The organism is Nostoc sp. FACHB-892 (genome assembly GCF_014698795.1).
Classification (GTDB): domain Bacteria; phylum Cyanobacteriota; class Cyanobacteriia; order Cyanobacteriales; family Nostocaceae; genus Nostoc.
This window is the reverse complement of record NZ_JACJTR010000023.1, coordinates 11,262-32,514: the sequence shown is the minus strand read 5'-3', so window position 1 is coordinate 32,514 and position 21,253 is coordinate 11,262. Positions and strand designations below refer to the sequence as shown.

Below are 21,253 nucleotides of genomic sequence, written 5' to 3'. Positions count from 1 at the left end.
AGGTTGTGAAGCAAAGGATCTCAAGTTTTACATAAGCCTTGGTTTACTTCAATACCGCTAATACCAGCAAATAAATTAACTTTTCAATGCTGCTTGTGCAAAAAGTAGAAGTGAACTATTATGAGTGTGAACTTTGGGGAGCTAGTTAACCTCAGAGCGATCGCTATGACTTTCACTATTTGACAACAAGCTCGCTGGAAGACGACAAATAGGGCTAAATAACTTCAAATTGAAGCATGGGTTCCGTCAAGTTTTTGGAACATCTGCGTTTAAATATTTGCACGGCTATCGACTAAAAAAAGCCAGACAACTTCTAGTATTAGGAGAAATGAAGGTTGAAGAAGTAGCATTTAGGCTGGGTTTTGATAGTCGCAGCTACTTTGCCTTTGCTTTTTCAAATATCTAGTAAAAACATCTTAAAACCATGTAAATAACAGCATGAATTACGTCTTGATGGAATTTATGCCAGTTTGTGGCGGGTACAGTCTAGGATTCATTAATATTTGCTTTTAATTTTAATGAAAATAAGCTTGTCTGCAAATCAGGAAATCTATGGTAATTTGCTTTTTTATCAAGCATTCGCGGTACATTATTGAGAATAAATACTATTAAATTATTATTCAGTTATGACCATCACCCTGACCCAAAAAGAGAATTGGGAACTGTGGGCGGAAGCCAACCAAAATAGCCACCAAGCACCAGAAAAAGAGCCATTTGAAATCATCAGTGAAATGCCCAAGCAACTGGGTAAAGGCTATCTACGGGATATTGAGGTGCATCCTGATCTCTGGGTGACGATTTGGGATTGTGAATATCACGATGATGTGTTGCTTAAAATCTCTGAATGGGATCACCCACTGCAATTTTGTGTCCTCCTTTCTGGCAAAGTCATAGACGAATCCGGGGGGCAGTTAGGGGAAGGATATACGTGTATTTCTGGTAGTGGTGTTCAACGCCAAATGCTTTCAGAATCTCCCAAATCTCCACGTTTGGCCGTTGACATTCACATGCCTCCTGATTTGCTGGCAACTTTTTTCCCCGATGAAACAGGAGACATTCCCCAGCAGTTGCGTTTGTTGGCAAAGGGTAATAATTGGCAAACTTTACTCTACCCGAAAACTACACCGGCTATTCAAGGAGTAGCACAGCAAATTGTCAATTGTCCTTTTCAGGGAATGACAAAGCGGATGTATTTACAGGCGAAGGTATTAGAACTAATGGCGTTGCAGTTAGCTCCCATCTTATCTGCTCAAGATCAACTACAGCGATCGCCGCGACTAAAGCCTGATACCATCGCCCGGATTCATCTGGCTAGGGAAATTTTATTGGCACATTTAGAGAATCCGCCGACTTTATTAGAATTAGCACAAATTGTCGGGGTGAGCGATCGCACTCTCCGGCGTGGATTTCAAGAATTGTTTGGAACAACAGTATTTCGCTACCTGACAGAGAAACGGATGGAATGGGCAGAACAGTTATTGCGTCAGGGAAACATAACTATTGGTGAGGTTGCTCACCGAGTAGGTTATTCCCATCAAGGACGCTTTGCTGAAACCTTTAAGCGTAGGTTTATGATTACACCAGGTGAATGTTTATCGGGTAAGAAGTCCGTTTTAGAGCTATGATGCCATTTTTGTCATAGACTTAGTTGCTATTAATTCTCTATACTCAGCTTCATTGAATTAGGAACTATTTGCAGTCACCGAGTTTTGGTAAAGCAGATTAATTCAATCAATTCTGCAAGAAGCTGGTGTATCAGGAGTTGTGATGAAGCGTTGGTGTTTGTCTGTTAGTGTGCGGTTGTGGTTTTTACTGACTCTATCGGGATGCTTGAATGCTGTTGCTATTGGGCCGGGATGGGCAGAAATTAAACCAACGGGTGAGAAGCAGGAAGTCCAAAGTCAGGAAAATAAAACTCTGCTGACTCGAAAAATTCGGCAATTGAGTGAAATAGAGCGTCCCAGCACTAGCGCAATTATCCTAGTACAGTCGCCAGCACCCCAAACAGTCCCCTCATCAGAAATTGTACAGGTGACAGGGGTGCAAGCTAATCCCACAGACAAAGGTGTGGAGGTGATTTTACAGACGACTCAGGGGGAACAACTGAAAATTAGCGATCGCAGTACTGAGAATAACTTTATCGCTGATATCCCTAATGCTCAATTGCGTTTACCCAATGGTGATGGTTTCACATTCCGTTCCCAAAAACCAGTTGAGGGAATTACTGAGATAACTGTCATAAATCTGGATGCCAATACTATCCGAGTGACAGTAGCGGGTGAGGTGGGATTGCCCGTTGTGGAGTTATTTGATGATAATGCAGGGCTGGTTTTTGGGATAAATTCTGCGGCAACAGCGACGCAGCCATCACAGCAGCCCCAAACACCACAAGCACAACAGCCAGCAAGTGAGACACCACAAGAGCAACCAGCAGCGCAGCCGGATGAGCCGATTGAGTTAGTGGTGACAGGCGAGCAAGATGGGTATCGCGTAACAAATACTACAACTGGGACAAGAACCGATACACCTTTGCGTGATATTCCCCAATCGATTCAGGTCGTGCCTCAAGAAGTGTTGCGTGACCAACAGGTGACTCGCTTAGAAGATGCGGTTAGAAATGTTCCTGGTGTTAATCAGAGCTTTAACTTTGGGCCAATCACCGCTTTTACCATTCGCGGATTCACTGTAACAGAAACGAATGTTCTCAGAGATGGACTGATTGACACAATGGCTGGACAAGTGACTGAACTTTCCAGTATTGAGCGAGTCGAAGTTCTCAAAGGGCCTGCATCAGTGCTATTTGGTTTAGGTAGTCCAGGGGGAAGTATCAACCTAGTATCTAAACGTCCCTTAAGCGAACCCTTTTATGCTATTGACGCAACCGTTGGAACTTATAGTTATTATCGAGGTGCGATTGATTTCTCAGGGCCGTTAGATGACTCGAAGACGGCTTTATATCGTCTCAACGTAGCCTATAGAAATTCAGATAGTTTTGCTGATTTCTTTAATGGTGGTGAAAGCTTAAACATATCGCCTGTTATCAGTGTGGACATTGGCGAAAGAACTAACCTCATATTAGAGGGAGAATACATCAAGGCAAGAGAGTCCTACCCATCTGGTGTACCTGTTATTGGTAGTATATTATCTAACCCCATCGGTGAAGTGTCTCGTAACCGCAACTTTGGTGAACCTTCTGACAAAATTGAACTGGCAATTACAAGGCTTGGATACCAACTAGAACACAAGTTTAGCGATAACTGGTCGTTACGTAATGCATTTCGGTTTGTGTATCGTGATTACACTGACTTAATTACGCTTCCGGGAAGATTGGATGCAGACAATCGAACTTTTAATCGTGTAGATCGAGAATACGAGCTTGAAAATACATATTATGCTCTGACCACAAATTTGGTTGGCAAGTTCTCCACTGGTTCAATTCAGCATCAGCTACTATTTGGAGTTGATTTTAATAGTTCAGAAAACTTGTCACCAATATATGCTGAACGGGAAGCGAACCCGATTGATATCTTTAATCCTGTTTATGGTCAAGCAAAAAGACCGGGAGCGGCCGTTCTTTTTGAAAGTAGCGATCGCTCGCTCACCAACTCATGGGGAATTTATCTTCAAGACCAAGTTACACTCTCAGAAGGCTTAAAGTTGTTGTTAGGCGTGCGGTTTGATACTTTTGATCGTAAATATACAGATTTCATCACTAACACGGAAAGCAGTGGCTCGGATAGTGCATTCAGTCCTCGTTTTGGGATTGTCTATCAACCCATACCTGCCATCTCACTCTATGCAAGTTACACAAGTTCATTTACCCCACCAGACGGTACAGTCTTTTTCGGTATAGACTCTACCTTGCAGCCAGAACGCGGCAATCAGTATGAGGTTGGGGTAAAGGCAGATTTGAGCGATCGACTTTCGGCAACACTCGCATTCTTTGATTTGACCCGTACTAATGTCTCTACAGCAGACCCCAATCGTGAAGGTTTTTTTATCCAAGTAGGTGAGCAAAATAGTCAAGGTATTGAACTGAATATTGCAGGTGAAATTTTGCCGGGCTGGAATATTTATGCAGGCTATGGTTATATCGATGCACGTACTACGGAAGATACTAATCTTGAATTGGTTGGAAAGCGCCTACCAGATACCGCAACGCATTCTTTCAACTTATGGACAAGGTACGAAATTCAACAAGGGCAATTACAAGGTTTAGGGGCGGGACTAGGCTTGTTTTTTGTAGGCGATCGCGCTGGAGATTTGACCAATACTTATGATGTGCCTAGTTATGTTCGCACTGATGCAGCGATTTTCTATAACCGAGAGAGATTCCGAGTTGCACTCAACTTCAAAAATCTATTTGACGTAAACTATTTTGAAAGTGCGCTTAATTCTAATCGTGTTTACTACGGACAGCCTTTTACACTTCAAGGAACAGTTTCCTGGCAATTTTAATAATTGAGACAATTGACATGGTTTTCATCGAAGGATGTTTCCAGAAAGAGCCACGTACCTAACTATTTACGGACAGATGCCGCCATATTTTACAAACAAGATAAGTGGAGAACATCGCTCAATGTCAGGAATCTATTCGGGGTAGACTACTTTGAAAGTTCTTGCAATCGAAATCGGCTTTTTGCTGGAGAAGACCTTACCATTCAAGGTACGATTTCTTGGCAATTCTAACAGCCAAGGGAAGAGACGAAGATACATAAGCCGTTTCGTCACTTGGCTGTCTTTGGGCATGATGGGACTTTTGCTTGTCACAGCCTGTACTCCTAAAGATCGCCATAACATTCAAACACCTATTGAATCGGGCATTGCAGAGTGCCATTCGTTTCAGCATGTTATGGGTGAAACTTGTATTCCTACTGCCCCGAAACGTATCATTACATTATCTGCCTTAACTCTTAATAATGCCCTTCTTCTGGGAGTAAAGCCCCTTGGCAGCACTCATTTTCTAGACGATCATAAGTTACTTATCAGCAATGGCATAGAATATTTGGGGCCTTCTCAACCTAATCTAGAGAAGATATCCTTGCTTAAGCCAGATTTAATTTTGGGCTGGGAAAACATTGACAAGAGTGTTTACCCCTTACTTTCAAAAATTGCTCCTACCGTGTTGGGAAAGTTTAAAGAACCTCTGGATTGGTCAAAGCACTTTGATTTTGTCGCTCAGGTTTTAGACAAGGAAAAAGAAGCTAAAGAAGCGTGGCAGAATTACTACAAAAAAATTGAAACCTTGAAAATAACTTTGGGCATTGACGCGGCTTCTCTAAAGGAGAATGGCTACCAGGGACAAAAAATTTCATTTATCCACATACATTCTGGTAATCGTGGTGTTGAGAGTGATGTGAAAAACTCGTTTGCTGGTTCTATTCTAGATGCTGTTGGTTTACAGCGTCCAACAGCACAGAATATTAATGCTTACTATGGAAGCATCAGTATTTCTGAAGAGGAATTAGAGAAGGCTGATGGAGACGTGGTATTTGTTTCTATTATTAGAAATAACGCCAAAGAAGCTTTTGCAAAAATTCAGAAAAACCCCCTTTGGAAACGCCTTAATGCAGTTCAGAAAAATCATGTTTATTTAGTTGATCCCTCAACCTGGACTGGTTCAAGTTTAACTGCGGCAAATGCTGTCCTTGATGATCTCTACAAATACCTCGTCAACACACCTTAAACTTGCGATCGCTCATCGTCTTTCCACAATTTGCCATAGTCATTGCATATATGTGATGGATGATGGTCAAATTGTAGAACAGGGTAAGCACGAGGATTTACTCGTACTCAATGGTATTTATGCTCTTCTGTGGTGCGTACAATCTGGGACTTAATAGTAAAATATACTACGTAAAAACCTTTACAGTATCATTGGCTATGGATAACTCCACCCTTGTACCTATAGGTAACGCCATATCTTTCAATGTCCGCGCATGAATTTCTTTACCAGAGGCAGTTTGTAAACAATATTGATACTCACGCCCTAAAAACCGTCGGGTGCGAACAACTACAGGCGCATCAGTACTAGGCTTTAAGATAAAATCTTCTTGACGGATCATGATTTCACCAGTATCTTCGGTGTGATTCGCTGTTAACTCAAAACTGCCGATTTCTGTTTCCCATAAATTACCTTGACGACGCGCAGGAAGGAAATTAGCCTGAGTGACAAATTCGGCGACGAATCTTGATGCTGGATGAGTATAAATTTCTTCTGGTGTGCCTATTTGTTCTAAATATCCTTGGCGCATGACACCCACTATATCTGAAATAGCTAATGCTTCTTCTTGGTCGTGGGTAACAAAAATTGCTGAAGTTCCCGCAGCTTTGAGAATGTCTCGTATTTCTTCTCGCAACCTTAACCTAACTTGAATATCAAGATTGCTTAAGGGTTCATCTAAAAGCATGAGTTGGGGTTGGGGTGCTAAAGCACGGGCAAGTGCAACCCGTTGCTGCTGTCCACCTGAGAGTTCGTAAGGGTAACGTTTTTCTAAGCCTTCAAGTCTCACCAAAGTAATGACTTCGGCTATCCGTTTTTGGATTTGCTGTTTACTGAAATTTTTCAACCCAAAGGCCACATTTTCTGCCACATTTAGATGGGGAAACAGTGCATAATCTTGAAAAACAACACCGATGTCGCGCTGTTCGGCTGGGATGCAAGTAGAACGATCACAAACTACCTGTTCACCAATTTTAATTTCTCCTGCTTGCGATCGCTCAAAACCAGCAATCATTCGCAACAGCGTAGTTTTACCACAACCAGATGGGCCGAGCAATCCCAAGATATCTCCTTGTTGCAACGTTAAAGATACGTTATCTACAGCAGGAAAGGTAGTTTCTGCAAACTGCTTGGTGACATTCTGTAAGTGGAGAATTACTTGTTGCATAAGGTAGATAACAGAAGGCTGGTTAGAACTTTGTTTGCACTTGCGCGTTACTTATGACTTTATCTTTTTTGACGTTCTCTTGAGATAGCACCAATAAAGTTGAACCCATAGAAACTAGTAGCATAGCTAATGATGCCGCCGCCGCATCGGCAAAATCTACATTTTCTGTAGCTTGCCAAATTTGCGTTGCTAATGTTCCAAAGCCAATAGGCGCTAACAGCATGGTGGCGGGTAGTTCTTTAATCGCTGTCAAAAATACCAGCACTGCACCACTCAACACACCTGATTGTACTAAAGGTAGGGTAACTTCTCTTAAAGTTTGCCAAGCATTCCTACCTAAGCTACGAGCTGATTCTTCTAACTGGGGATTGACTTGTAAAAGCGAACTGCGGACTGTTCCCACCGATTGCGGTAAAAATAAAACTAAATAAGCAAATATCAGCATCGGCAGAGTTTGGTACAGTGCTGGCAAATAGTTGGCACCAAAAAATACTAAAGATAAAGCAACCACAATTCCGGGAACTCCAAAACCGATGTAAGAACAACGTTCAATTATGGCAGTGATTTTACTCGGAAACCTCACTGCTAAAATTGCTACTGGCAGGGCAAAGATGGTGGTAGCTAAAGCTGCCAGTCCAGCCGCGCTAATGGAGTTGATAATAGTGGGGAATAAGTTGGGGAAAGTGTAGCCAGTGTTAAGTCCACGAATTAACCAAAATAATGTGATACCTACGGGCAAAACTACACCGAAGCTAGTAATTAGCAGACAAAAGCCGAAAGCGGGCCATTTCCAAATACCCAACTTGACAATTTTCGGTGGACGTAGAGAAGCAGAACCACGACTATAATAAGCTGCACGCGATCGCATTCGATATTCCAACCACAAAATCAGCAGCACCAATGTCACCAACATCAAAGACAAAGCTGCGGCTGAGTTCCGATTAAAGCTAGTTTTATATTGTAAAAAAATTGCCCGTGTAAAAGCATCAAATTGCATCAGTGAAGGTGTACCAAAGTCGCGTAAAGCATACAAAGCTACTAATAATCCCCCAGCAATTAATGATGGTTTCAACTGTGGCAAAACTACTTTAAAAAAGGTTTCTCTGCTGCCATAACCCAAACTGCGAGATGCTTCTTCTAGAGATGGATCAATACCTTGTAATCCAGAACGCACACTCAGCAGCATATAAGGATAGGTAAACAAAGTAATTGCCAAAACTGTCCCAGGAAAACCATAAATGGAAGGTAATTCTTCTACTCCTAATGGTTGAAGCAACAGTTGCAAAAAACTACCGCGTGGAGCCAAAGTTGCAATCAGCGCAAAACTGCCTACGTAGCTAGGAACCGCTAAGGGTAATGTTGTCGCCACTAACCAAAAACGTCTTCCTGGTAAGTCTGTCCGCACAGTTAAAAATGCCAACGGTACAGCAATTAATGTGGAAAATAACGTCACCGTTGCCGCCATCGCCGCACTATTGAAAAAAACCATGATATTGCGGGGACGAGAAATCAATTTTTGTAACTCTTCCCCGCCAATACCTGCGGTGCGAATCACTAAATATAGTAATGGCAGGGCAATGGCAACTGCCACTACCCCTGCCGCTAATGTAAGAAATAATGGAGGGCGAACCGCTTTCAACTGTTACAAAACTCCTGCCTGCTGTAGTAAATTCAAAGTTGCTGGCAAATCATCTAAGTCTGTCAAGTTAACATTGGGTGGATTAAGCTTACTGATTGGTATTTGTTTTGATGGCGCTGGAATTCCTTTTACTAAAGGATACTCATTAGTTTCTTTAGCAAAGTAATTTTGTGAACTCTGGTTGAGCAGATAATTAATTAAAGCCTCCACATCAGCTTTTTGATCTGTGGTATTCGTAATTGCTACTCCTGCCACGTTAATCATTGATCCTGCGTCTTTGTTTGTGTAATGGTGGGCAACAGGAAAGTTAGGATCATCTTTTTTGAAGCGATACAAGTAGTAATTATTCACTAAACCAAGATGAACTTCTCCGCGTCCTAAAGCTTCAACAATCGCAGAGTTTTTACCGTAATCTTTGACACCATTAGCTTTCATTGCTTTGAGCCATTGGAGAGTTTTTTCATCTCCATCTAAGACTCGCATTGCGGTGATAAATGACTGAAATGAGCCGTTAGTTGGTGCCCAGCCGACTTTACCGCGCCATTTCGGATCTGTTAATTGCGAAATTGATTTCGGTAGTTCCCCTGGCTTAACTAATTTAGTATTGTAGTCAATTACACGAGCGCGTCCAGAGATTCCTAGCCAATGCCCTTTAGCAGAACGAAAGCGAGAATCAACCTTGTTGAGTAATTTCGAGGCAATCGGCTGTGTTACCTGTTTTTTCTCCAAAGTACCTAAAGCACCAGCGTCTTGAGCGAAAAACAAGTCTGCACGGCTATTTTTGCCTTCTTCCAAAAGTGCGATCGCTAACTCAGCAGTATCGCCATAACGCACTTGAATATCCTTATTTAAATCTTTTTTTGCTTTCTCAATTAAGGGGCCAATTAATTTCTCGTCTCTGCCTGAGTAAATCACGAGGGTTTTTGTTTGAGCATCTACAGCTACCCCAATTCCCCAACCGAGCGTTACAGCTAGAGCTAATCCTGTAACTTTCAGCAATGTTAAAGTTTTCAATCTCTAATCCTCCACCCTAATACTTACCAGGAAGTTTTTGCAATAATTTTGGTATTCTCAACCTTTACCATTAACCTATGCTGATAAGCAAGAAAGTTTATCGGAAATTTAGACTTTTCCTACTTTTGCCAGATGCATTCCAATCTATTGCAGGTTATATGACTTGTACTTGCTGCATCAGTTTGAGTGTTGCCTCTAAATCGTTAAGATTACTCAAGTCGATTTTTTGAGCTTCTTTTTTAATTTCTTGGAGAGATTTCAGTTTACCTTTGGGCGAAACAGCCGAAGTTAGAGGATACTCATAGGTTTGATTAGCAAAATAGTTTTGGGCATTTTCATTCAACATGAATTCGACAAACTTTTGAGCAATATTGGGATGTTTGGCGCTGTTAAGAATTGCTACGCCTGCAACATTTACCAAGGAACCCACATCATCGGTAAAATGATGCTCCACTGGAACTTGAGGATTATCTTGTTTGACTCGTTCTAGATAATAATGATTGACAAATCCCACAGCAATTTCGCCGCGAGATAAGGCTTCCACGATCGCACTATTATTAGGATAAACTTTAGGATTGTTAGCTTTAATACCTTCTAACCATTGCCTAGCTTTGTCTTCTCCTTCTGCAACTCGCAAGGCGGTGACAAAAGATTGAAAGGAACCATTTGTGGGTGCCCAGCCAATTTTACCTTTCCACTTCGGTTCAGTAAAGCCAAAAATAGACGATGGTAATTCCCCAGGTTTTACTAATTTAGTGTTGTAATCTACTGTACGTACTCTTCCCGAAATACCTAGCCATTTCCCCTCTGGTGAACGGTAGGTACTATCTACCTGATTGAGAAGAGATGTTGGTAGTTGTACTGCTCTATTTGCTTTTTGCATAGCTCCAAGGGCGCTAGCATCTTGGGCAAAGAAGACATCTGCGGGGCTGTTTGTCCCTTCTTCCAAAATTGCTGATGCTAACTCAGCAGTATCGCCGTAGCGGACTTTTACCTTAGTATTAGTTTGTTGCTCAAATTGTTTGATCAGATCGCCAATGAGCTTTTCGTTACGTCCTGAGTAGACTACTAGCTCTTTTTCTAATGTACCGCTAGCAGCCGTAGTCGGTGTAGCCTGCCCTGATGGCGATTGAGCAGTATCGGTGGGAGTTTGATTAGCATTACAAGCGATCGCTAATCCCCCGCTAACAGTTGCTAGCCCCACTATATAGACAAATTTACGGCGCTTCATAATTTTCATCCACCAGAAATAAAACTATTACTCGGAATAATCAATAATTTTATTGATTAAATATTTCAATAACATCATAAACTGCTATTGCCACTCTGTTGTCAAACGACATTTTTTTTGGCTATTACCTTCTGTGAACTGAATCTTTACGGACAAACAGCAAAGGCCATTGAAGTCAAAGTCATAAATAGCCTAACCCGCAAAGTAGCTGTAAAGTTAAATATAAAATAACACTACCTAACTAAGTATTTCTTTCTTCTCTTTCCGTCCTTCTCTACGTTCGCGTAGCGTGGCTGCGAGTTGTCTCCCTTTGGGAGAAGCTAGCGCTGCTTCACCACTTTGCATCTACGTTAAAAAAATTAACCTTCTTATAATTTGAAAGGTTTCTATCGCTATCGAGCCGCAAACAACATTGATCTTACTCCCGATTTACTGGTCATTTTAAATTTAGAACACGATAATAGTAACAACGCCTTTTGGGTAGGAGTTGTGCGGACAACTTTCAGATTTTAGCTAAAACAATAAGTTGCCTCATGTCTAACCCGCAGGGCAGCTTAGGGTGAATTTTTGGGCTGTGACGAATGGGATTTTGACAATCGCTTTCACCCTCTTCCGTCAAATGGGGAATTATAACAATAATTTCCTAATTTTCAAATCCAGATATGTTAAAAATTTGAATATTTGATGACTAACAAAATATAGCGAATATTTTGAAAACTTAATAAATCGCTAAAAACCTTGTTAAATAAAAATTTCAAATTTTCCGTTGCCGAAAGTGACGAAAGAGGGTTATCTTACTTTACGCCTACACAAAACATTATGAAATTAAGTTTTAGTAAACCAAAAAACGTTTTTTGGGTGAGTTTATTTTCCTATACTATATTTCTTTTTCCGGTTTCTGCGCTGGCTTTGACTGTCCAAGAAGTTCCTAACCCCCGAAAGGAATACGGTGGATGGGTAACTGATATGGCAGGTATCCTCAGCGAAGAAACAGAAACTCAAATCAATCAAAGAATTTCTCAGTTAGAGGCGAAAAATGGCACAGAGATAGCGGTAGTAACTGTTCCAGCAACTGCCCCTGCTGATTCTGTCAAAAAATTTGCAACGGAACTATTTAATTATTGGGGAATTGGCAAGAAAGGAAAAGATAATGGCATATTGTTTTTAATTTCAGTAGGCGATCGCCGCGTAGAAATTGAGACTGGTTACCGTGTGGAAGCAATTTTGCCCGATGCCAAAGTGGGCAACATTATTGATACTGAAATCATCCCGCGATTCAAAAAAGGAGACTTTGAAGGTGGTACGCTGGCGGGAACCAAAGCAGTAATATTTGTCTTAGAGTCTGATGGTGTATCGTCTGCAAACCCGATAACAACTCCAAACCAGTTAGCTTCCCCAAATGTAGAAACAAATAAAGATAACGCTACATTATGGTTTGTAACTGCGGGTGGAATATTGGCAGTGGTGATCGGAGGTGGTGTTTATCTGGCACGTCCTCGGAAAATTTTCATTGAACCGGAAGGGTATACGCGCCGAAGTCAGGGCAATTACACTTTTTTGTGTGCTGATTGCCAACAACCGATGGAAAAAGTAGACGAAGCCACAGTTGATTCATCTCTGAGCAAATCGCAAAAAACAGCACAAAATATAGGTAGTGTTAAATTTGAAGGCTGGAGATGTGCCAATTGCAGCCAGAAGCTAACTGGTAGTGGTTTCCACATTGTCGCTCAACAGTCCCATGAATCTAAATTTCGGGAATGCCCTCACTGTCAAGAATTGACTGTCATTCATACTGAGAAGACTGTCCAATCAGCTACTGAATATAGTTCGGGTAGACGACTAATTATTGATGAGTGTCACAGTTGTTCTTATCACCACCAGAGTGAAGAAATAATTCCTCGCTTGCCACCGCCTCCCCCACCTCCTCCTCCCAGTAGTTCGTGGGGTGGCGGTAGCGGTGGCGGTAGTAGCGGTGGTGACTTTGGCGGTGGCAGTAGTGGTGGTGGTGGTGCTGGCGGTAGCTGGTAAGCAAAAGACAGAGGGCATAAGGGGAGAGCCTTATCCTATCTAGTTTTTCAGCATTTGCTTGGCTGCAATTTGTAACTTATGAATACTATGAATAATCAAGAAAAGAGAATTCCAGAAGAGATTGCTCCAGAGGTGCTAGAGTTAGCATCGCGCTACTATGCCAATCACACCCAAAGTTACTCGGCTTCTGAGTTGGTGGCAGCAGCAGAGGAAGTTGATATTCCGGCTGAGTTTATTCAGCAAGCCATCCGAGATGTAGAGGCAAGGCACAAGCAACAACTTGACGAACAAAACCACTTAAAGCATCTGCACCAAAGATTACTGTTTTTTGGTGCAGGTATAGTAACTGCATTGGCTATCTGGACTAGCTGGACTTATAACTCTATACAAAGCAGTAGCATCAGAACTGAAGCAGCTCGGGCGCAACTAGAAAATCAACTCCAGCGACGTGCCGATTTAATCCCCAACCTTGTGAATGTGACACAAGCTTATGCCAAACAAGAAAAAGAGTTAGTCTCTTTGTTGGTGCGATCGCGTGAAGCTTATTTGCAAGCAGTTACTCCCAATGAAAAAGCTGTTGCTACGGTACAAATCAATCAAGCAATCAACGGCTTCCGCAATTATGCAGCCGCTAATCCCCAATTGCAATCTAGCCAAATGTTTATCAATCTTCAGTATGAGCTAGCGGGTACTGAAAATCGCCTAGCTGTAGAGCGAATGCGTTACAACCAAGCGGTGCAAGCTCATAACCAAAAAATTTCCAGTTTTCCCAACTCGCTTGTAACTAATATTTTTGGATTTCAGAAAAAGGAATTCTTCCAAGCTACAAATACTGATGTTCCCAAGATTCCAAGAGAATAAATAGCGGTTCTATCGGCTCCTTTCTCTTTTGATAATGAAGCTTACCAATTAAAAAAACTTGGGGCAAGGCAAACGCACGGGATTTCTGAAACCATTGCTGGATAATAAGTCTGCTTGAAGAGATAGGATCTATTTAGAAAAATAAAATTTTAGGAGTAAACCTCTGTCTTTACAATTTATTACCGTTCCCCCTGAAACTTATCAATCCCCCGCAGGCTTAATTGTCACTTTGCATGGTTGGGGGGCTAATGCTGAGGATGTAGCATCTTTGTTACCCTTGCTCAACTTACCTGATTATCAGTTTGTATTACCCAACGCACCTTATCCTTATCCTTATTCCCCTGTAGGGAAGGCATGGTATGACCTGCGGGTGGAAAATATGTATCAAGGATTAGCAGAAAGTCGGCAACTGTTAATAGACTTTTTGCAATCTTTAGAAAGTACCACTGGCGTACCTTTATCACGTACCATCTTAAGTGGATTTTCTCAAGGCGGGGCAATGACTTTAGATGTTGGCTCAAAATTGCCCTTAGCAGGTTTAGCTGTCATGAGTGGGTATTTACACCCTGACGCGGTAACGGCTGATCAAAAAGGGATTCCGCCAACTTTAATTACCCACGGTAAATATGATGAAGTTGTTCCAATACAAGCTGCCTGGAAGGTACGAGAAACTGTAGAGTCTCTAGGAGTGGCGGTAAAATACCACGAATTTGACATGGGGCATGAAATAAATCCACAAACGTTAGAGGTGCTACGGAATTTTGTTGTAAATGTAATTGGCTAGTCAGAATTACGAATTTTTTATAAATTCTGGTATAAATGCTGAAAATTTTCACGAAATCAATGCTCTCTAATGAGTAATATATATAGGGTGGCTGCGTTGGGCGCAACTTAACCCATGCTGAAGGCGAGTGCTGCATAAGGGAGGGGCAAGCATTATGACAACTCTAAGCATTTCCAGGAAAGAAATTGCTGCCATGACTGTGGCAGAAGTAGAAGAACTGGCTACACGTCTGGAGCTAGATAATTATAGTAATGCTTTTGAGGGTTTAAATGATTGGCATTTATTGCGAGCGATCGCATTTCAGCGTCCAGAGTTAGTTGAACCCTATATCTATCTCTTAGACTTGGAACCTTACGATGAAGCGTAGTTGAGAGTTAGGAGTTAGGAGTTAGGAGTTAGGAGTTAGGAGTTGGAAATTAATATTCGTAACTACTTGCTCCTAAATTCCTACTTACTTCTAACTTTTTACCATGACTAATCCAAAATCGAACAAAGTTCTAATTGGTGTAGGTGGCGGTATCGCCGCCTACAAAATCTGTGAGTTGGTTTCGACGCTGTTTAAAACTGGGGTGGAAATCCGAGTTATTCTCACCCGTTCAGCGCAAGAATTTATTACGCCTCTAACAATAGCCACCTTATCTCGTCATCCCGCCTACACAGATGATGATTTCTGGAAACCAACCCACTCTCGTCCTTTACACATTGAGTTGGGTGAATGGGCAGATGTCATGGTAATTGCCCCCTTGACGGCTAATACATTAGCAAAGTTAGCCTACGGCATGGCTGATAATTTACTCACCAATACCGTGCTGGCTTCTACTTGTCCCGTGCTGTTGGCACCTGCAATGAATACAGATATGTGGGAACAGCTATCGGTGCAACGAAATTGGCAACAGCTATTGATAGATAGCCGATATCATGGAATGAATACAGGATCGGGTTTATTAGCGTGCGATCGCATCGGTGCTGGTAGATTAGCAGAACCTCCAGAAATTTTGGCTCATATCCAATCGCTGTTACACACTCAAGGTAAACGAGATTTATCTGGTAAACGAGTGTTAATTAGTGCTGGGGGAACGCGAGAGTATCTTGACCCAGTTAGATTTATCGGCAATCCTTCAACAGGTAAAATGGGATTAGCTTTAGCGCAAGCCGCACTTCACCGAGGCGCAAGTGTCACCCTAGTACATGGCCCAGCCAATTGGGATGTACCATTAGGAGTGCAAGCAATTCCCGTCATTAGTGCCGAGCAAATGCAGCAGGCCATGTTGGAATATTTACCCAACGCTGATCTAATTGTGATGTCAGCAGCTGTGGCAGATGTGAAGCCAAAAGATTATAGTACACAGAAATTACCCAAGCGATCGCTCCCCCAAGCCTTACCCCTGGAACCAGTAACGGATATAGTCGCCCAATTAGCAAAACTCAAACAGCCGCATCAGATATTAATTGGTTTTGCAGCACAAACTGGAAATATTGTCAAGCCTGCATTAGAAAAATTACAGAGTAAAAAACTTGATGCTATTGTTGCCAATCCTATCGATCAACCTGATAGTGGTTTTGGGAGCGATAATAATCAAGCGATATTTTTAGATAGTCAAGGTAATCAGCTAGCGATCGCACCTTGTTCTAAATTGGAAATGGCACATCAATTATTTGATTTTATCCTCTTTTGACCAAGTTCCCTAATCCCTAATTCTCAAATCATTAGTACCGCGCCAAGACACAAAAATTCCTTTTTGCGTCTTGTTGATATATTGACATTCTAAAATACATCATTTAATGTAAACAACAATTGATGTAAAAAATATTCGATTACACTTATGTACTTTGAGGACGTGCGTCAGTGGCAGGGAACTGCGGAGGCTCTGGCAAAGGAGCTAAAACGCCAGATTGAACAGCTTGAACTGTCTATAGAACCACCTGCCTTGCGTACCGTTCGGTCGTGGAGAACGAAACAACTTTTATCACAACCCAAAGGACAAGAATTTGGCTTTCGGCAGATTTTGGAGGGATTGGCAACTGCTCTCCTATTGAAGAAAGGTTGGACACTTGCAGCAATTACTCAAGTATTGCCTTCTTTCCCTGACGATACTTTGGAGATGCAAATTCTGGCAGAAGGACAAGGTCAAGACCCCACGTGGCTACCCGCAATCACCGCAACTGCTTTGCCGTTACCGACTGGACACAGACCAGCAATGGATCTGGCTGAAGATGCAGTAGTGTTGTTAGCGCAAGGAATTATTCGCCAATATGAACGAGTACTGCCAGGGCAACAAATTGTCCGTCAAGAGGATAGTACATTGCCACCAGAACTGTATCAAGCAATGTGCAAATTGGGTCGTCTATATATTGAAGAAGGACAAAGCGATCGCGCGGCTTGTGTACACACTGTTTTGGATAACGCACGCTACCCTCTTAGTTCTAATCTTTGGGGGTTAGGAATTTTTAACAAATCAGACTTTCGCTTTTCTAACGCAACCATCATCGATCCAGATTTGCGAGTTCCCACATCAGACTGTGCAGAGATTGCCAACCTCAGTGGGGGTTTTGGAGAAAATAATGTTATTGAACATCGTCTTTATACTGAGTTATGCGACGCAACTCAAAGGTTGGGCGGTCGTCGTCAACATAAGGCTTACACTGCATTACGAGAGTTTTTTGGTAGGTATTCTCTGATAGGACAACGCCAACTATTAGATTACTTGGTTGAAAAAGACTTAACTCCTTTACAGGGAATGATTATTGATAGATTTTTCGATTTAGTACCGGATATCTGGCTAATTGATGGTTTAGCAAACTGTTGTGCATACTGCGGCACACTCATGCGACCTCATCCTAACAATAAACTTTTTGCACAAGGGTGCTGTCCTATTCGCCAGTGTATTGGTCATGAATTGCCAAAAGTATCCGAGAAACTAGATCCCAACGAAGACATTTTACGCATTGCCAAGCCGCAAATTCTCACCTACTGGACAGGCCCAGCAATTGACGAATTAGCCATATTTGATACAGCCAAAGAAAACGGACTAGACGCTGAACTTTATCCAGAGTCGGATTTATGCGATATAGCGATTAATGAACGAGCAATTGGCATTGATGCTAAATCTTACACAAGTCCAGTGACTCTGGCTTTGCGTCTCAATCGTAGTATTGGGGGACTGATTTATTATCGTCGTCGGGTTTTGGCTGTGAGCGATCGCTTAATTGAGGATAACCCAAGCTACATTTCCACGCTCAAATCAACACTTGATAAAAAAGGCGATCCAGCCAGTCTAGAAATTATGTCAGTTTCCTCAGTCATTGAGTTTTTAAAGAAGATGCCCTATGCGAACCAAACCTGATTTTTGGAAAGGTGCAGAGCGAATTTGTTGGCTTTGCGTCTTCATGGAAGAATTTATCGGCACTAATTCATTGGAGCATACCCCAGTAGTCATGTCTGGTATGGCCAGCATTTTAAATGCACCTACATTTGCACAAGCTCGTCAAGCTATTTTTAATATGCGGCAGATGTCACTGGCTTATGTAACGCACCAGTCAGTTAAGCACGCAATTGCTCTCTATAACAATTATCATTACTGCAACAATACTCAAGGAACGTATGAAATTGATATTGAAACACTTCACTTTCACAGGACTGACGCTTTAGAAGATTCGTTAATTACAAAGGCGCGGCAAATTCTCAGTTCCCCTTTGCCCTACGATAACTATGGTTTTACAGTTGCCGATCCTCGTCAGCCAATGGCTGTGGCGTTAGGTGAAGACTCAACCTCTGTGAAGTTAGACATTCCGCGTATCTCTGCCCCGATTGCTGTACATCGCACCCATTCCCTCAACCGCCAACCAAGAGGAAAGATTCGCATTCCCCTAAAAGAACTGCGTGATTTGGCTCGTGAAATGGACGAGCGTGAACAGCAATATCCTGAACGACGGACTGGGAACTGGGCGGAGCGCTTTGAACGCTTTGACCTAATGGTATCGAAGGCTGGAAAAGGACTGCGGAAAGAAGATGATGTGCTGGAATTAGAGGATATCAAACACTTGATTGGTTTGCCAGGGTCGGGTAAAACTACTTTACTGGTGTTGATAGCTGTCTGGTTGGGGCAACATGACTATAAAGCAATGTTTGTCTTTCCCTCTATTGAAGTTGCTAGACAGTACATGGCTGATTTGGCATTTCATCAAGTTAAAGTGGGAATGCTTGTCGGTCAAGGTGATGAAACTCGTCGTCGCCATGCAGACAATATTGCAGAAGCGATCGCCGCTACAGGAAACAATGGTGGTTTTGCTTACACCTTAGAACAGGCAGAAGTTTTTGGACTGAACTGCGTTCTACCAGCCTTTTCAACTGCGGATATGTCTTTGTGGGGCTTTGGTTACGCACCTTGCAACGAGATATTGCAAGGAGGAGGCAAACAGGGAAAGATGAAAAAATGCCTGTGTCCCCTCTGGACAATGTGTGGTCGTAATAAAGCACAGCGAGATTTATTGGATGCGAATATTTGGGTTGGTCATGTGCGATCGCTCGATACTCAAATATCACCCCATGCCACTTATGAACAATTACGATATTTTGAATTAATTGCCCGTACCTTTGACCTAGTTGTTTTCGATGAAGGCGACATGGTGCAGAAAGTCTTAGATGATTATGGCGCTGCAACTTTAAGTATTTCTGGCTCAGAACACTCAATTCATAGAGTCATTCTCGAACAAATCCATCACCGCTTTGCTCGTGGTGAAAACTATCGACTATTTGATCGGGATATAGAACTTTACAGTCGCGACTTAGCGGAATTTGGCAATCACAATACCTCTTTGATTACCACCATCCATAATATGTCAGGGTCGCGGGTAAAAGAACGCTACGAAAATCAATTGTTGACTGTATTACGAATTGTTAGCGAACTCTTGAATAGTGTGAAAAAATCTACTAAGCAAGATGAAATTGATGAACAAGAGGTAAAAACAGAAGTTACCAGAAGTAGAGCGTTAGCTGAATTTTGGGAAAAAGCAGCATACAACGCTTTTTATGACCGCACAGGTGTTAATAACCCTCAAGATTTTAAAGCAGATTTTTGGCCTCATTACATAGGCATAAACAAGGAAACCTTAGAACAGCAATGGAAAAATCTTATTTATCATTTTCGCCGCTACTTAGCTGAAAATCTGATTAAACAACGTGATGCGATTGTCCAAAAAATTATCGAATTATTTTTCAAACTCTGTTTTCCCAAGCATCAATTAACTATCGAAGCAGAGGATTTAATTAAATTACTGATAACTGTTACATTTGTAATTTTGGGTTATCAGCGAATTGTCCCAGGAACAAGAACAATGGTTGCAGAAGGCTTCATTCGTGAACCCATTGTAGAATCCACTGCATCACCAGAACTAAGAAAATTTATTCCAGAAAGCATTTTAGGTTCATTTTCTGGTGTGCAATACAGTTTTTTCAAAGCACAAACAACACGCACTGCTGCTAGAAATGTGGAGTTATCTTACATTACATTTGTAGGTGCGCCTCGAATGTTAATGCACCGCTTTCATCGGTTGTTAGAAGCAGATAATGGACAAGCCAGCCCAGCTATTTTAATTACCTCAGCTACATCATTTTTACAAGCCAGTCCAGCCTATCATATTAACGCCGGGCCACATTATTTACTCAAAGCACGTCAGCCAAAAAATCATACATCAGCAAAAAGCATTTATCGTTTCAAATGGTTTCCAGATAGTCAACGTGGTGATCAACCTCTACTATACAGTGGCGCAGGCGATCCCGAACTGCAAAAACGTAATCTTCAACTGATGGTAGATGCTCTTGTCAAAGGAGGAACTACTAAATCTGAAATCTATAAAGCTATGAATAAATTTGATGTCAAGTCTGATATTCGTCGCAAAGCCGCTTTAGTTGTGAACAGTTATGATCAAGCTCGTCAGATTAAGAAATACATCAATAACTATTATCCTGACATTGGTAGATATACAAAAGCAGTTGTTAACTCCTTAAGAGAAGGGGAACAACCAAGGGATTTTGTCACTTCTGCTCAGTGTGAAGCATTAGGAGATGATGAAAACTGTGATATTTTAATCTTTCCCATGCTGGCAATTGGTAGAGGTGTCAACATAGTTTTCACCAAAGGAGAAAGAAAACTAGATGCAGCAATTGGCTCTATTTACTTCCTCACTCGTCCTCACCCTACCAAAAATGATATGCAGCTTTTGTACAGCTTGGCAGGACGAGCAACACAAGAATTTGATAGTCGAGTTTTTAGTGAAACAGAAGATTTGAATGCCATAGCAACAGCTTGGCGACAATCAAGAAAAGACCTCTGGTTAACTGCCAATAGATTGTTACGTGAACCCTTAATGGCAAGCCGTTTGGGGCCTGAACTATTCAAATCATTTACGGCTAATCAAATGGTAGCTATTCTGCAAACAATTGGTCGAGGAATGCGGAATGGATGCCCAGTATCAGTTTACTTTGTTGATGCAGCTTGGGCTAAAAAATCAACAGAAGATAAACCCGACTCTGGACGAGATAGTATGCTAGTTCAGATGCGAATTATTTTAGAAGAATGTGTGAACCATGAAGACCCCGTGATTCGAGAAATTTATCAAGAACTGTATGGCGCATTTCTAGAACCTTTACAGCGCATTCAAGGAGTAATTTATCCTGATGAATTACATTCCTTAGAAGAATCGGCGGATGAAGAAGCAGGTTTTGACGAGTTTTCACCACTATTGGAGATGTAAAAATGACTAATAACTTTGTTGATGAAACTGAATTGGAAGAAGATTTATTAGCA

At 41.8% G+C, this 21,253-nt stretch carries 14 protein-coding genes and 2 pseudogenes; 12 read left to right on the top strand and 4 right to left on the bottom strand.

Features of this window, described 5'->3' with window-relative positions:
• Window positions 1–202: 202 nt before the first annotated feature.
• The 5 genes and pseudogenes from H6G96_RS25405 to H6G96_RS25380 form a co-directional block, all read left to right on the top strand.
• A pseudogene (locus tag H6G96_RS25405) lies at window positions 203–406 on the top strand (helix-turn-helix transcriptional regulator); the annotation flags it as partial.
• A 220-nt stretch (window positions 407–626) separates the two neighbouring features.
• Window positions 627–1,625, top strand: coding sequence for an AraC family transcriptional regulator (locus tag H6G96_RS25400; RefSeq protein ID WP_190914654.1), 999 nt, complete (start codon window positions 627–629; stop codon window positions 1,623–1,625).
• A gap of 142 nt (window positions 1,626–1,767) precedes the next feature.
• Window positions 1,768–4,458 (top strand): TonB-dependent siderophore receptor, encoded by a 2,691-nt coding sequence (locus H6G96_RS25395; RefSeq protein WP_190914652.1) that lies wholly within the window; start codon window positions 1,768–1,770, stop codon window positions 4,456–4,458.
• 151 nt (window positions 4,459–4,609) lie between these two features.
• Window positions 4,610–5,686 carry an iron-siderophore ABC transporter substrate-binding protein gene (locus H6G96_RS25385; RefSeq protein WP_242063390.1) on the top strand — a complete coding sequence of 359 codons (1,077 nt, stop codon included), beginning with the start codon at window positions 4,610–4,612 and terminating at the stop codon, window positions 5,684–5,686.
• Window position 5,687: 1 nt separating this feature from the next.
• Window positions 5,688–5,840, top strand: a pseudogene (locus H6G96_RS25380) (ABC transporter); the annotation flags it as partial.
• Between the two features lie 12 nt (window positions 5,841–5,852).
• Here the strand turns inward: H6G96_RS25380 and H6G96_RS25375 are convergent.
• The 4 genes from H6G96_RS25375 to H6G96_RS25360 all read right to left on the bottom strand — a co-directional run bounded on the left by H6G96_RS25375 (window position 5,853) and on the right by H6G96_RS25360 (window position 10,774).
• Window positions 5,853–6,890, bottom strand: a complete 1,038-nt coding sequence (locus H6G96_RS25375) for an ABC transporter ATP-binding protein (RefSeq protein ID WP_190914647.1) — start codon at window positions 6,888–6,890, stop codon at window positions 5,853–5,855.
• A gap of 22 nt (window positions 6,891–6,912) precedes the next feature.
• Window positions 6,913–8,529 carry an iron ABC transporter permease gene (locus tag H6G96_RS25370; protein ID WP_190914645.1) on the bottom strand — a complete coding sequence of 539 codons (1,617 nt, stop codon included), beginning with the start codon at window positions 8,527–8,529 and terminating at the stop codon, window positions 6,913–6,915.
• Window positions 8,530–8,532: 3 nt separating this feature from the next.
• Window positions 8,533–9,543 carry an iron ABC transporter substrate-binding protein gene (locus H6G96_RS25365; protein ID WP_242063389.1) on the bottom strand — a complete coding sequence of 337 codons (1,011 nt, stop codon included), beginning with the start codon at window positions 9,541–9,543 and terminating at the stop codon, window positions 8,533–8,535.
• Between the two features lie 154 nt (window positions 9,544–9,697).
• A complete protein-coding gene (locus H6G96_RS25360) occupies window positions 9,698–10,774 on the bottom strand; it encodes an iron ABC transporter substrate-binding protein (protein WP_190914643.1) in 1,077 nt (358 codons plus the stop codon).
• Between the two features lie 819 nt (window positions 10,775–11,593).
• Here H6G96_RS25360 and H6G96_RS25350 point away from each other — a divergent pair.
• The 7 genes from H6G96_RS25350 (at window position 11,594) to H6G96_RS25320 (ending at window position 21,200) form a co-directional block, all read left to right on the top strand.
• Window positions 11,594–12,802, top strand: a complete 1,209-nt coding sequence (locus H6G96_RS25350; protein WP_190914639.1) for a TPM domain-containing protein — start codon at window positions 11,594–11,596, stop codon at window positions 12,800–12,802.
• Window positions 12,803–12,889: 87 nt separating this feature from the next.
• The gene (locus H6G96_RS25345) at window positions 12,890–13,663 is read left to right on the top strand and encodes a LemA family protein (protein ID WP_190914790.1); all 774 of its coding nucleotides are present in this window, start codon (window positions 12,890–12,892) and stop codon (window positions 13,661–13,663) included.
• Window positions 13,664–13,826: 163 nt separating this feature from the next.
• Window positions 13,827–14,447, top strand: coding sequence for an alpha/beta hydrolase (locus H6G96_RS25340; RefSeq protein WP_190914788.1), 621 nt, complete (start codon window positions 13,827–13,829; stop codon window positions 14,445–14,447).
• Window positions 14,448–14,601: 154 nt separating this feature from the next.
• Window positions 14,602–14,814, top strand: coding sequence for a DUF2555 domain-containing protein (locus H6G96_RS25335; protein WP_100897932.1), 213 nt, complete (start codon window positions 14,602–14,604; stop codon window positions 14,812–14,814).
• Window positions 14,815–14,917: 103 nt separating this feature from the next.
• Window positions 14,918–16,123 carry a bifunctional phosphopantothenoylcysteine decarboxylase/phosphopantothenate--cysteine ligase CoaBC gene (gene coaBC, locus H6G96_RS25330; protein ID WP_190914637.1) on the top strand — a complete coding sequence of 402 codons (1,206 nt, stop codon included), beginning with the start codon at window positions 14,918–14,920 and terminating at the stop codon, window positions 16,121–16,123.
• A gap of 147 nt (window positions 16,124–16,270) precedes the next feature.
• On the top strand, window positions 16,271–17,791 hold the full coding sequence (locus tag H6G96_RS25325; RefSeq protein ID WP_190914635.1) for a hypothetical protein: 1,521 nt from the start codon (window positions 16,271–16,273) through the stop codon (window positions 17,789–17,791).
• On the top strand, window positions 17,775–21,200 hold the full coding sequence (locus H6G96_RS25320) for a hypothetical protein (RefSeq protein ID WP_190914633.1): 3,426 nt from the start codon (window positions 17,775–17,777) through the stop codon (window positions 21,198–21,200). Before H6G96_RS25325 ends, H6G96_RS25320 begins: the two co-directional genes overlap by 17 nt.
• Window positions 21,201–21,253: the final 53 nt, after the last annotated feature.

Excerpts from the sequence above, each read along its gene's own strand:
- H6G96_RS25320 (WP_190914633.1), top strand. The coding sequence starts at position 17,775 with ATGCGAACCAAACCTGATTTTTGGAAAGGTGCAGAGCGAATTTGTTGG.
- coaBC (WP_190914637.1), top strand. The coding sequence starts at position 14,918 with ATGACTAATCCAAAATCGAACAAAGTTCTAATTGGTGTAGGTGGCGGT.
- H6G96_RS25375 (WP_190914647.1), bottom strand. The coding sequence starts at position 6,890 with ATGCAACAAGTAATTCTCCACTTACAGAATGTCACCAAGCAGTTTGCA.
- H6G96_RS25335 (WP_100897932.1), top strand. The coding sequence starts at position 14,602 with ATGACAACTCTAAGCATTTCCAGGAAAGAAATTGCTGCCATGACTGTG.
- H6G96_RS25400 (WP_190914654.1), top strand. The coding sequence starts at position 627 with ATGACCATCACCCTGACCCAAAAAGAGAATTGGGAACTGTGGGCGGAA.
- H6G96_RS25350 (WP_190914639.1), top strand. The coding sequence starts at position 11,594 with ATGAAATTAAGTTTTAGTAAACCAAAAAACGTTTTTTGGGTGAGTTTA.
- H6G96_RS25345 (WP_190914790.1), top strand. The coding sequence starts at position 12,890 with ATGAATAATCAAGAAAAGAGAATTCCAGAAGAGATTGCTCCAGAGGTG.
- H6G96_RS25325 (WP_190914635.1), top strand. The coding sequence starts at position 16,271 with ATGTACTTTGAGGACGTGCGTCAGTGGCAGGGAACTGCGGAGGCTCTG.
- H6G96_RS25395 (WP_190914652.1), top strand. The coding sequence starts at position 1,768 with ATGAAGCGTTGGTGTTTGTCTGTTAGTGTGCGGTTGTGGTTTTTACTG.
- H6G96_RS25360 (WP_190914643.1), bottom strand. The coding sequence starts at position 10,774 with ATGAAGCGCCGTAAATTTGTCTATATAGTGGGGCTAGCAACTGTTAGC.